This is a genomic window from Halarcobacter sp., assembly GCF_963676935.1.
Classification (GTDB): domain Bacteria; phylum Campylobacterota; class Campylobacteria; order Campylobacterales; family Arcobacteraceae; genus Halarcobacter.
In genome coordinates this window covers 1,902,189-1,914,915 of sequence record NZ_OY781470.1, presented here as the reverse complement: position 1 = coordinate 1,914,915, position 12,727 = coordinate 1,902,189, and the positions used below count along the sequence as shown (strand labels likewise).

The 12,727-nt window shown below is 27.8% G+C and carries 13 protein-coding genes; 7 read left to right on the top strand and 6 right to left on the bottom strand.

Features of this window, described 5'->3' with window-relative positions; translation table 11 throughout:
• Positions 1–11: 11 nt before the first annotated feature.
• Together ACKU4C_RS09430 and ACKU4C_RS09425 are read right to left on the bottom strand one after the other, a co-directional pair.
• A complete protein-coding gene (locus tag ACKU4C_RS09430; RefSeq protein ID WP_321311621.1) occupies positions 12–2,276 on the bottom strand; it encodes a glutamine--tRNA ligase/YqeY domain fusion protein in 2,265 nt (754 codons plus the stop codon).
• Between the two features lie 125 nt (positions 2,277–2,401).
• A complete protein-coding gene (locus ACKU4C_RS09425; RefSeq protein ID WP_321311620.1) occupies positions 2,402–2,632 on the bottom strand; it encodes a hypothetical protein in 231 nt (76 codons plus the stop codon).
• A gap of 241 nt (positions 2,633–2,873) precedes the next feature.
• On the opposite strand from ACKU4C_RS09425, the gene ACKU4C_RS09420 reads away from it, so the two are divergent.
• Complete coding sequence (locus tag ACKU4C_RS09420) at positions 2,874–3,134, top strand: high-potential iron-sulfur protein (protein WP_321311619.1); 261 nt, start codon at positions 2,874–2,876, stop codon at positions 3,132–3,134.
• Between the two features lie 42 nt (positions 3,135–3,176).
• On the opposite strand, the gene ACKU4C_RS09415 is transcribed toward ACKU4C_RS09420, so the two are convergent.
• Positions 3,177–4,013: a hypothetical protein gene (locus ACKU4C_RS09415; RefSeq protein WP_321311618.1), complete on the bottom strand. Its 837-nt coding sequence runs from the start codon at positions 4,011–4,013 to the stop codon at positions 3,177–3,179.
• Between the two features lie 116 nt (positions 4,014–4,129).
• Between ACKU4C_RS09415 and ACKU4C_RS09410 the strand changes: the two genes are divergently transcribed.
• Positions 4,130–4,750, top strand: a complete 621-nt coding sequence (locus tag ACKU4C_RS09410) for a LysE family transporter (protein WP_321311617.1) — start codon at positions 4,130–4,132, stop codon at positions 4,748–4,750.
• Positions 4,751–4,752: 2 nt separating this feature from the next.
• Here ACKU4C_RS09410 and ACKU4C_RS09405 read toward each other — a convergent pair whose 3' ends face one another.
• The 3 genes from ACKU4C_RS09405 to ACKU4C_RS09395 form a co-directional block, all read right to left on the bottom strand.
• The gene (locus ACKU4C_RS09405) at positions 4,753–6,000 is read right to left on the bottom strand and encodes an HD domain-containing phosphohydrolase (protein ID WP_321311616.1); all 1,248 of its coding nucleotides are present in this window, start codon (positions 5,998–6,000) and stop codon (positions 4,753–4,755) included.
• Positions 6,001–6,138: 138 nt separating this feature from the next.
• Positions 6,139–6,456, bottom strand: coding sequence for a thioredoxin (gene trxA, locus ACKU4C_RS09400; RefSeq protein ID WP_321311615.1), 318 nt, complete (start codon positions 6,454–6,456; stop codon positions 6,139–6,141).
• Positions 6,457–6,555: 99 nt separating this feature from the next.
• Positions 6,556–7,152 (bottom strand): peroxiredoxin, encoded by a 597-nt coding sequence (locus tag ACKU4C_RS09395; RefSeq protein WP_321311614.1) that lies wholly within the window; start codon positions 7,150–7,152, stop codon positions 6,556–6,558.
• A 301-nt stretch (positions 7,153–7,453) separates the two neighbouring features.
• Between ACKU4C_RS09395 and ACKU4C_RS09390 the strand changes: the two genes are divergently transcribed.
• From ACKU4C_RS09390 to ACKU4C_RS09370, 5 genes are all read left to right on the top strand, one after another.
• Positions 7,454–8,476 (top strand): LacI family DNA-binding transcriptional regulator, encoded by a 1,023-nt coding sequence (locus ACKU4C_RS09390; RefSeq protein ID WP_321311613.1) that lies wholly within the window; start codon positions 7,454–7,456, stop codon positions 8,474–8,476.
• Positions 8,477–8,642: 166 nt separating this feature from the next.
• On the top strand, positions 8,643–9,875 hold the full coding sequence (locus ACKU4C_RS09385; RefSeq protein ID WP_321311612.1) for an ABC transporter substrate-binding protein: 1,233 nt from the start codon (positions 8,643–8,645) through the stop codon (positions 9,873–9,875).
• A gap of 55 nt (positions 9,876–9,930) precedes the next feature.
• Positions 9,931–10,800 (top strand): sugar ABC transporter permease, encoded by an 870-nt coding sequence (locus ACKU4C_RS09380; protein ID WP_321311611.1) that lies wholly within the window; start codon positions 9,931–9,933, stop codon positions 10,798–10,800.
• Positions 10,797–11,630 (top strand): carbohydrate ABC transporter permease, encoded by an 834-nt coding sequence (locus ACKU4C_RS09375; protein ID WP_321311610.1) that lies wholly within the window; start codon positions 10,797–10,799, stop codon positions 11,628–11,630. The genes ACKU4C_RS09380 and ACKU4C_RS09375 overlap by 4 nt, the downstream gene beginning before the upstream one ends.
• A gap of 4 nt (positions 11,631–11,634) precedes the next feature.
• Positions 11,635–12,726, top strand: coding sequence for a sn-glycerol-3-phosphate ABC transporter ATP-binding protein UgpC (locus tag ACKU4C_RS09370; RefSeq protein WP_321311609.1), 1,092 nt, complete (start codon positions 11,635–11,637; stop codon positions 12,724–12,726).
• Position 12,727 lies beyond the last annotated feature (1 nt).

Sequence of the window (12,727 nt, the reverse complement as noted above, 5' to 3'; positions counted from 1 at the left end):
TAGCCTTTTTATTAGTTTAGTTTTTTTGTAACTAACTCATTTACAACTTTTGGATTTGCTTTTCCCCCAGTTGCTTTTAATACTTGTCCTACAAAAAAACCAAATAGTTTTTGGTTCCCATCTTTGTATTTTTTTACATTATCTGGATTTTTTTCAATTACTTCATCAATAATTGGTAAAATTATTGAAGGGTCACTAATTTGAACTAAACCTTTATCTTCAACAATTTTTGATGGATTTTCACCTGTTTTATTCATCTGTTCAAATACTTGTTTAGCAATTTTACTTGAGATAATTTCTTCATCAATCATTTTTACAAGTTGAGCAATCTCTTTTGCTGTAAATTTTAGTTCACTAATCTCTTTTTCTTTCAGTTCTTTTGCTACATCATTTGCAATTATATTTGCTAATGAAGTAGGGCTGTTTAATTTAGTTAAAGCTTCTTCATAAAAAGATGATAGTTTTTCATCTCTTGCTAATATGTTTGATACTTCATTATTTAGATTAAGTTCATTTGTATATCTATTGAAAAGTTCTTTTTGTTTCTCTGTTAAAGGTTCAGCTTCCCCATGAACTATCTCTTTTTTTTCTTGTTTTGAAGTAGTTTTGTTTTTTTGTTTTTCTTCAGTGTTTTTTGATTTTTTTGCCCATGAGTCTTTTAAGCCAACAATTTTATTAAATACTGGGTTTTCATCAGTATAATTTATTGGGTCAGCATAAAAATATCCTTGTCTTTCAAACTGAAATCTTTCATCAGGTTTTTCAGTAATTACTGCTGGTTCTATTAATGCATCTTTTATAATGGATAAAGAGTTTGGATTTAAATCTTCAAGTCCTTCTGGAGCTTCATTCTTATATAATCTATCATAAAGTCTAACTTCTATTTTTTTAGCTTTTTTTGCATCAACCCATTGAATTGCACTTTTTACTTTTATTCCACTTTTATCTTGACCACTTTTTGAATCAGGATTGTAAATTGCTTTTATCTCTACTATATTTCCTTCATCATCTTTAATTATCTCTTTACAAGTAATAATATAGGCGTGTCTTAATCTTACTGCTTGATTTGGAGTTAATCTATTATAACCTTTTACTGGATTCTCACTAAAATCTTCTCTTTCTATATAAACTTCATTCGAAAAAGGTATCTTTCTTGAGCCTTCTTTAGGTACATCATAAGGATAGTATGAAGCTTCAATCTCTTCACTTCCTTCATAATTCTCAATTGAAACCTTGATTGGGTCAAGTACACACATAACTCTTGGTGCTTTTTGGTTTAAATCATCTCTAATACAAAATTCAAGTTGAGAAACATCAACCATAGAGTTTGCTTTTGCAATACCAATTTGGTCACAAAAATTCAAAATAGATTCTTTTGTATATCCTCTTCTTTTTAAACCTGCAATAGTTGGCATTCTAGGGTCGTCCCAACCATTTACATAGTTCTCATTTACGAGTTCTAAAAGTTTTCTTTTACTCATAACTGTATAATTAATACCAAGTCTTGCAAATTCATGTTGATATGGTCTTGGTGGAGTTAAATTTAGTTCATCTAAAACCCAGTCATAAATATCTCTATTATTTTCAAATTCTAAAGTGCAAATTGAGTGAGAAACACCTTCAATATAATCAGATAAACAATGAGCGAAATCATACATTGGATAGATACACCAGTCATCATTTGTTCTAAAGTGATGTGCATGTCTAATTCTATATAAAAGAGGGTCTCTCATTTTCATATTAGCTGCACTCATATCAATTTTTGCTCTTAATACGTGCTCCCCATCTTTAAATTCACCATTTTTCATTTTTTCAAAAAGGTCTAGGTTCTCTTCTATTGTACGATTGGCATATTTACTTCTTTTCCCAGCTTCTGTAACAGTACCTCTATATTCTTTTATCTCTTCTTCATTGATACTATCAACATACGCTTTACCCATTTTTATAAGTTCTACTGCATAGTTGTATATTTTAGGAAAATAATCAGATGTATATTTAACTTCACCAATCCAATCATAGCCCAGCCATTCAACTGCATCTTTTAAAGCCTCTACATATTTTGTATCTTCTGTTGTAGGGTTTGTATCATCCATTCTTAGATTACAATAACCATTATAATCACGTGCTATACCAAAATTTATAAATATAGACTTTGCATGTCCAATGTGTGGAAAGCCATTAGGCTCAGGAGGAAATCTAGTAACAATTTTTTCGTATTTATTAGATTTTAAATCCTCTTCAACTATTGTTCGTAAAAAATCTTTGTTTTCACTCATTCTTATTAAACCTTTTGATTTTAAAACTATTATAAGAGGTATATTTTATCTAATTGGAGCTTATATCTTAGGAGTTTGTTTTAGTATATAGTTTAATAAATAGTTAAAGAATAGTTTTAATGATATTATTCTTCTATATATAATTTGATACTGTAGTCATTTAATAAATCATAATCTATATCATTTGATATTAAATACATTGTTATTTTTGTAATCAATCCACAATCATTTTGACAACTACTTATTGTATCTATATTTTTTGAAATTATTGTCTTATTTTCAATATCTAATATAAAGTTATCATTTTTACATTTGCATTCATCAAGTAAATCTTTTATATCAACATAAATGCTCATATCATCTCCTTTTTAAGTTAAAAACTTATAAATGAATTATAGTAATAAAGTGTATTTAAATAGTATCTTTTAGTTGAAATATCTAATATTATTTAAATTTTCAAAAAATAGATTATATTAAATTCCTAAATACTTTATATAATTATTAATTAAGAGTGCTTTTGTAGTATATATATGTTTGAAAGAGTAGGTCTCAGTATTATAATCTGAAGAATCAATGTAACAATACAAAGGATATTTAATGGTACATGAATCTAAAGAGAATATGAATAGAAGAGATTTTTTTAGAAATCTGGCTTTTCTTAGTTTTGTAACTTTCTCTACAAAATCACTTTATGCAAAAGGCTCAAAAAAAAGATTTGAATATCAAGATAGTCCAAAAAATGGTAAAGTTTGTAAAGATTGTATGCACTTTGAACCAGAAACAAATACCTGTAAGATTATTGAAGGATCAATTAATCCACAAGGTTGGTGTAATCTTTATAGAGAGCCTCCCCAATAAAATCATACTAGGCACAGACTATATATTTAAATAGCCTGTGTCTTATTTATTAGTAGCTATAGGAATAATAATAGGTTCAATAACACTATATAAAAATCTATTATCATTAAAAACTGTTTTAGATATTATACCTACAAGTTTCCCCTCTTGGAATACTCCTCCACCACTATTTGATGGTATTGCTAAACAATTACTTCGAATCTCTTCTTTTTTCTTTAAATCTGTCAAATCTAAAGAGCTATTTACTCCTGTTGGGATATTTTTTGCTTTGTAAAATTTACAATTTTTTTCTTGTAATAATACGTTGTAAAACATCCCTTCTTTAGACATTGAATAATATTTAAATGTTCCTTTTTTAGAGGTGTCTAGTTTTTCAATTTTTAGTTTTGAAGTAGTATTGGTCTCTATGTAGTTTAAATCATAATGTTTATTTTTTGATTCTTTTATTTTGCAATGTCTTGCTGTATATATTTTATTGTTTGCATGTACACCATTACATCCATCAAATTTTATAAAATATTTATATTCATTGTTTTTGATTGGTTCTTTTGAATCCATATTTAAATATTTTGGTATTTGCTCAAGGTTGTTTTGATTGTAGTTATAATTTGGTAATAACTGATTTAGGTAATTGTTAAGCATAGTTATATTTTCGTTCATTGATTTTACACTAAAATCAGGATTTGGATTTTGTATTAAAAAATTTTTAAATTTAATTATACAATTTCTTGTAGACTTTAAATATATATACGATAATCTTGTATAATCATTAAATTGCTTTGCCCTTTCATATTTTTTAACACATTCATTCCATGTAAAAGCATAAATCTGAGTAATACTTGCAAATAAAATCAAGAATATTACAATTAACTTTTTCATAATATAGAATTTTACTATATTTTATAGATAAAGTAAAGTTTTTATTGGTATAAAAGGTAAACTATTTACGAATTTATCATTAAAATTAGTATATAATCTTTTTTTAAAGGTTAAAAATGGGTGAATATTCTTTTATTTTTGCAATTGCTGTAGTTTTTATATTTGGTACTATTAGTCCCGGTCCAAGTTTTATACTTGTAGCAAAAACAGCAGTATCTAAACCAATCTCTGAAGGGATAGGGGTATCTATAGGTTTAGGTTTAGGCGCAATGTTTTTTACTTTTTTAGCTATCTTGGGTTTGTATACTTTATTTGAGATGGTTCCTTTTCTATATGAGAGTTTTAAAATCATTGGTGCTTTATATCTATTATATTTGGCTTATGTTATTTGGAAATATTCTGATGAATCTTTAGATATGAATATGAAATTGGAAAAAAAATCAAAAAGTTTTTTTAAAGCAGTAGTTTTTGGATTTATAACTCAAATAAGTAATCCCAAAACAGCAATAATTTTAGGTTCAATTTTTGCAGCACTTTTACCTCAATCTTTGCCAGAATTTGGTGCAATTTTATTATGTATAACTGCTTTTGTAATAGATGCTACATGGTATTGTTTTGTGACAATATTATTATCTACAAAAAAATCACAAAAAGTTTATTTAAAATTTAAAAAATATATTGATAGAGTAGCTGGTACTTTATTGGGAGCCTTAGGAATAAAATTAGCAATTGATTAAAATCAATTGCCTTCTGCACATAATTTTGTTTTATTTTTAGCTTGACATTCTAAAACTAATGTATTTATTTCATCTTTATGCTGTTTTATTACTTCAAACATTTCGGAAGAAATATCTTCAGAAAGTTTTTCCTCTATTATTTTAAAACTTTCATCAATTGATAAACTGTCTCTATAGGGTCTTTTTTCCATTAATGCTGTAATAATATCTGAAAAGGCTAAAATTCTAACTCCGTCATCAAGTTCTGATAAATCTAGTGCATATGGATATCCAGTTTTATTTCTTTTCTCATGATGTCTTTCTGCCCAATGTATTATCTCTTCAAACCATTTAGATGAACTTAATTCACTTAAAATTTGTCCTGTAAAGTAAGGATGAAGTTTTACTAAATTGAATTCTTCAGAAGTTAGGTATCCTTTTTTTTCTATTAATCCTGGATCAATTCCAATTTTACCAATATCATGCAAGTATCCTGCTATCATTAATTTTTTACATCTTTCATCAGAAAAATCGAAATATTTTCCTAATAGTGCTGCAAGATGTGCTACAGTTGTAGAGTGAGTAGCTGTAAATTTACTTCTATAATCAATAATATGTGAAATAGTTAATGCAAAATTTAAAACATTGTCAATAGTAAGTTCAAAGTCCATTGAAAAATTCAGTTTTTTAAATAGTTGTTCTATTTTCATATTTGGAATTTCTATCCAAAATATGTCTGCTTTTGAAACTTTTTCAAAGGCATCAAAAACTTTTGGATGAAATAAGGTACCAACTTTTTTTCTAATTGTTTCTGTCACTCTTTCTTTTTGATTTAAAATAAACTCATCAGGGGAGACTATTACATCAATTCTATCTGCTAAATGTATAATATGGCTTGCAAAAAAAACTTTTTCATCTTTCATATTTAAAGAGTCTTCATATTTTATATGATGGTGTTTTATTATTTGTGCTATATTATTGAAAGCTTCAAAGGAAGATAACATACAATGACCAACAATACAATGAGGTCCTGGATTTATAACATCCTCTTGCACCAACATATCTCGTTCTTGAACTGATAAGGCTCCAATATCATGTAAAGATGCTGCTATAACTAACTCTAAAATCTCTTCATCTTTTAAATTTAGTTCTTTAGCTATATTATATGAGATTACTGCAACTTTTCTATGGTGGGATTTTAGTAAATAATTAAAACTATCTATAGCTTTAATCATTGGTATAGCTAGTTCTTTTAGTGTAAGTTTTTCCATAATTTAAGCAATCCTTTTAATAACTTTAGAAATTACTAAAATGTTATTTATTTTTCATTATATCATATTGCTTGAATTATGTTAAATTTATTTAATTATAATAGCTTAGTAAAGGTAAGTATTTCACTTACCTTGACTTTATAAAAGTGAGTTTAATTTATCTTCTAAGGCTGCTTTACTTGTAGCACCAATTAGTTGATCTACAATCTCTCCATTTTTGAAAAATAAAATTGTAGGAATTGATCTAATTCCATATTTTACTGTTAAATCTTGTTCCTCTTCAGTATTTACTTTACATATTTTTGCTTTACCTTCAAAATCTTGTGCTAATTGTTCAATTACTGGAGCAATCATTCTACAAGGTCCACACCAAGGTGCCCAAAAATCAACTAATGCAACACCTTCTTTAACTGTTTCATCTATTGTATCTTGTGTTAATTCAATATATTTTGACATAATTTATTCCTTTTAAAATGTCCCCTTTGAAAAGGGACTTATTATTTTTTGTTTTTATAACTTTATTTAATAAAATTCTAAAGAGAGTAATAAATTACTCTATAGTTTGTCAGAGTTTTTACTTAAGTATTCAGCTACTCCCTCAGTTGTATCTTTCATACCCTCATCACCTTTATTCCATCCTGCTGGACAAACTTCACCATGCTCATTTGTAAATATCATTGTATCAACCATTCTAACCATCTCATCAATGTTTCTTCCAAGTGGTAAGTCATTTATTACGGCATGTCTAATTGTTCCATCTTTATCAATTAAAAATGATCCTCTTAAAGCTACTGCTTCCCCAAACAATACATCATAATCTCTAGCAATTTGTTTTGTAATATCTGCAACCATTGGGAATTTTACTCTTCCAATTCCACCTTCTTCTACTTTTGTTTCTCTCCAAGCAAAGTGAGCAAATTCTGAATCAATTGAACAACCAATTACTTGAATACCTCTTGCTTCAAACTCTTCTACTCTTTTTGAAAAAGCAATAATCTCTGATGGACAAACAAAAGTAAAGTCTAAAGGCCAGAAAAATAATACTGCACCTTTTTCACCAATATTTTTATATAAATTAAAATCCTCTACGATTTGACCATCTGCTGTTACAGCTGTTGCTGTGAAGTCTGGAGCTTTTTTTGTTACTAACATTTTTTTTCCTTTGATAATTTTTATAGTGAAAGTATACATATTTAAAATTAAAGTAATATTAATAAATTTTACTAAAGGATAAAAATTATCATTTGTAAAAGGTATAGATTTTTGAATAGTTTTATTGTATCTTTTAAATTAAAAACAATAACTACTAAGATTTTAAGTAGAATAATTAATTGCTTTAGGTGAAATTAGAACTGTATTAAAATATTTTCATTGTTGTAATCTTATTTAAGTACATCTTTAATATAATTTGTAGATTTAGACTTGTTATAAAACAATTAAGGATATATTTTCAATGGAGCATAAAAAGGCAGTTACCTCTTCAGATGTAGCAAAAAGAGCAGGGGTATCAAGATCTACAGTTTCAAGAGCATTAAATGATTTAGATTGTGTTAATGAAGAAACAAGAAAAAAGATTTTAGAAGCTGCTGATGAGTTAGGCTATCAAATAAATATGTTAGGGCGGAGCCTTAATCAACAAAAAACTAATCTTATTGGGGTAGTTGTAAGAAATTTGTCGGATCCTTTTCATGTGTTATTATTGGAAACACTTTTAAAAGTTATAGATGAAAATAAATTTCTTGCAATTGTAAGTGAAATTACATCTGATGATGATATTGAATCAACAATAAAAAAGTTTGCACAATTTAGAGTATCTGGAGTAATGATAACTTCAGGTTCCCCTCCTATTGGCATATCAACTGAGTGCAAAAAACTAAATATTCCAGTAATACTTATAAATAGACTTGTAAAAGATGAAAAAATAGATATAGTTTGTTCAGATAATTATAAGGGCACTAAATTAGCTATTGAACATCTTTTGGAAGCTAAATGTAAGACTTTTCATTTTTTAAATATTGAAAACTCTACATATAGTGGAAAGACTAGGGGAGAAGCTTTTCATAATATTTTAAAAGAGTATCAAGATAAATCTGATATAAAATATGATTTTCTAAGCACATCTTCAAATACTTACAAAGGTGGATATGATTGTGCAAAATATGTGTATGAAAATTCAATAAAAATTGAAGGTATATTTTGTGCAAATGATGCTTTGGCAATTGGTTTTATTGATGGATTACGAAAATACAAGAAATTTGAACCAGGAATAGACTATTCAATCATTGGCTTTGATGATATTAAAGAAGCTTCATGGGACTCTTATAAACTTACAACTATAAAACAAAATGTTAGAGAAATTTCAAATTCTGTAATAGAAAGATTAAAACTGCAAATTGATGAACAAAAGATAAATAATTCTTTTGAACTAATACCTGTAAGTCTTATAAAAAGAGAGAGTGTTAAGATAAATAAATAACTATATTTTATAGTAAAAAGATTTATCTTATAGGTTTTCTCTGTAACCAATATGTAATAATACAACTTTTATCTTGACACTTAAAAAATATTTCTGTTAAAATGCACACGTGTTCATAAGAACTGTGTTACTACTTAAAAAAGAAAAATAATTAGGAGAAATCTTCATGTTTGGTGATTATATTAAAAAGATGGCATTACCTGTTCTTGCCGCTTCTGTATTGTTTTCAGCTATTTCAGCTTCTGCTGCTGATCTTGTTATTGCTGGAAGAGATGGTGTATATGGAAAAGCTTTAGCTTATTCTGTTGAAAAATTTAAAAAACAAAATCCTAGTATGGATATTGAACTTTTAAAACTTCCATATGGAAATCTGTATGAAAAACTTGTAGTTAGTTTTAAAGGTGGAGAAAGTGCATATGATGTTGTAATGATTGACGATACTTGGGATACAGAATTTATGAGAAATAAATGGCTTGCAAAACTTGATAAAGCTGATTCTGATTTTGTAGAAAAAACTATAAATGTATCAAAATATCCAGTTGCAACAGGGCAACTTTATTCTATCCCTTTTGTTGGAAATGTTGAAATGTTTGCATATAGAGAAGATTTATTTAAAAAATATGATCTATCATCAAAAACTTGGACAGATATTTTAGCTGCTACTAAAACTATCAATGAAAAAGAAGAGGGCGTTAAGGGAGTTGTATTTAGAGGAACAAAAGGAAATCCAATTGTTACTGGGTTTTTACCAATTCTTTGGGCTTATGGTGGAAAAATTATAGATGAAAATGGCAAAGCAGTGATTGATTCTTCTGCTGCAAAAAATGCATTAAAACTATTTTTACAATTAAAATCTTATGCACCAAAAGGAGTTGAATTATATAACTCAACTGAAGTTAGAGATGCATTACAACAAAGTAAAGCAGCAGTAGCGATTGAAGTTTGGCCTTCATGGGTTCCATCTATGGATGATCCAGCTAAATCTAAAGTTGTTGGTAAAATGGCAATTAAAGCAGCACCTGGTGAAGTTGTAGGGTCATCTCCAATGTTAGGAATATGGCAATTAGCAATCTCTTCAAACTCTAAAAAAGCTAAAACTGCTAGAGCATTTATCGATTTTGTTACTTCACAAGAAAATCAAAAAAATCTTGCACTTGAGTTAGGTCTGCCTCCAACTAGAGCTTCAGTTTATACAGACAAAGATATTGTAAATAAATATAGATGGTATCCAGATCAACTTGAAGCACTTAAAAATTCTCATGAAAGACCAAGAATCAAAGAGTGGAAAAAAGTTGAATCTATTTTAGGTGATTATCTTCAACTTGCCCTTGTTGGACAAATGCCAGCAAATAAAAGTTTAGAGATGGCTGCTAAAGATATAAATAGAGCACTTAAGTAATTAAAAACTAAAGAAGAGTTTCTCTTCTTTGGTTAGTTTAAAATAAGAGGAATATATGTATAAAAATAAAAGACAATTATCTTTTTTAATTTTGCCAGCATTTTTAGTGATTTTAGTGTTTGCAATTTTCCCTGTGGTTTGGGTTGTAATTAATGCTTTTTTTGAAACAGATTTTAATTCAGGGGAGAGTCGTTTTGTAGGTTTATATAATTTTCACACCTTAAGTGAGGATTGGTTTTTTACTTCAAGTATAAATACAACAATACATTTTTCAATAATCACATCTTTATTACAAGTTTTTTTAGGTCTTTTATTGGCATTGCTTTTTTTTAAAAAGTTTCCAGCTAGACAAATAGCATTACCTATAATTATATATCCTATGATGATTTCAACTTTAGTTGCTTCTTCTATATGGAGGTCATGGTTTCATTACGATTTTGGTATGTTGAATCATTGGTTGGGATTTATTGGAGTTGAACCAATTCAATGGCTGTTTGACCCCTCTTTGGCTCTTTATTCAATTATGCTAGTGGATCTTTGGCAATGGACTCCAGTAACCTTTCTTATAATTCTTGCTGGATTACAATCTATTCCAAAAGATGTTTTAGATGCTGCGAAAAGTGATGGGGCATCTTATTTTCAGAGTTTACTTTTTATTATTTTACCTATGATAAAAGCACATCTGTTTTTAGCTCTTTTAATTAGGTCTATAGATACTTTTAGATTGTTTGATAAAGTTTATGCTTTAACAGGTGGTGGACCTGGCAATGCAACAGAAACGCTATCTATGTATGTATATAAAAATGGATTCAAATTTTTCGATATAGGAATTGCTTCAGCAGCTTCCTTGGTTATGCTCTTCATTGCTTGTGCTTTGAGTTTAATTTATGCAGCTAATATTTTAAAAGGACAACAACAAAAATGATATCTTTTAGAAATAAACTTAATAGTGTTTTGTTTTGGTTTTTAATAATTATAACAATATCATTTTTTTTACTACCTATACTTTGGATGTTTGTAACTGCATTTAAATTACCAGCTGATTATATCTGTGAAACTCCAAATTTTTTCCCTACAGTTTGGAGTATGGAACATATTACAAATATTGTAAAAGCTGGATTTTTTGAGAAGTTTTTAAATACAGCTATTGTTTCAGTAAGTGCTACTTTTATCTCTTTAATTTTAGCTTTTATGGCTGCATATGCTTTAGTTAGATATAGATTTCCAGCAAAACTTGATTTATTGTTTTTGATTTTAGTATTGATTGTAAAATTAATGCCTCCAATAGTTGTTGCTTTACCTTTATATGAACTTTTAAAAACAATAGGATTATTAAATACTTTGGCTGGACTTGTGTTAACTTATCAAATCTATACACTTCCTTTTGCTATATGGATGTTATTGGGATTTGTTAGAGATGTACCAAAAGAGATAGAAGAGGCAGCAATACTGGATAAAACAAATTTAATGCAAAGATTAATCTTAATTGTACTTCCTTTATGTGGTGCAGGTATTGCTGCAACTGCAATATTTACAATGATTTTATGTTGGAATGAGTTTTTATTTGCACTACTTTATTTACAACAACCAGATAATTTTACATTACCTCTTTATATAGCAAACTTTATTACAGAAAATGAAACATTTTGGGGTGATTTGATGGGAATAGGATTATTATCTTCAATTCCTGTATTAATAATAGCAGTATTTGCACAAAAATATTTATTACGTGGTTTTTCAATGGGAGTTAAATAGATAAATGAATAGTTTAAAATTTAAAAATATATATAAAAAATATAATGATGAGACAACAGTTGTTGATGATTTTAATTTAGAGATAAATGATGGTGAATTTTTAGTTTTTGTTGGTCCTTCAGGTTGTGGAAAATCTACAATATTAAGAATGATTGCAGGATTGGAATCTGTTACATCAGGGGATATTTTTCTTGATGATAAAAATATTACTTTTGAAAATCCTGGGAAAAGAGAGATTGCTATGGTATTTCAATCTTATGCTTTATATCCACATATGAGTGTTGAAAAAAATATGGGATTTAGTTTAAAAATGAGTGGGATGCCTAAAAATGAAATAAAAAAGAAAATTAGTTTGGCTGCAAAGATTTTACAATTGGAAAACCTTTTAGATAGAAAACCAGCAGAACTTTCAGGCGGTCAAAGGCAAAGAGTTGCTATTGGTAGAGCAATAGTTAGAAACCCAAAACTTTTTTTATTTGATGAACCTTTATCAAATCTTGATGCAAAATTAAGAGTTGAAATGAGATTACAAATAACTCAGTTGCATAAACAATTAAAAAATACAATGATATATGTAACTCATGATCAAGTTGAAGCTATGACTATGGCGGATAGAATTGTAGTTTTAAGAGATGGTAAGATTGAGCAAGTGGGAACTCCTCTTGAATTATATCATTCTCCTGCAAATATTTTTGTAGCAGGATTTATTGGCTCACCTAAAATGAATTTTATAAAAGTTAAGTTAATAGCTTCAACTAATCAAAATACAACAATCTCTTTGCCTTGTAAAAAAGAGTTTACCTTACCACATGTTTTACCTGAAAACTCAGAAAAGTCAGATGAGGTAACTTTAGGTATAAGACCTGAAGATATTGAATTGTCAAATGATGATGCAAATATGTATGTAGATATTGAAACAATTGAGCATTTGGGTAGTTCAACTTTGATTTATTCAAAGTATCAATCACAATCTATAGTTTTAAATATTCAAGGTACTTATTTTAATGAGGATTCATCAACAGTTGGAATAAAGATAAAAGAGGATAAGTGTCATCTTTTTACAAATGAAGAAATAGCTTTTGAAAAAAGGATTTAAA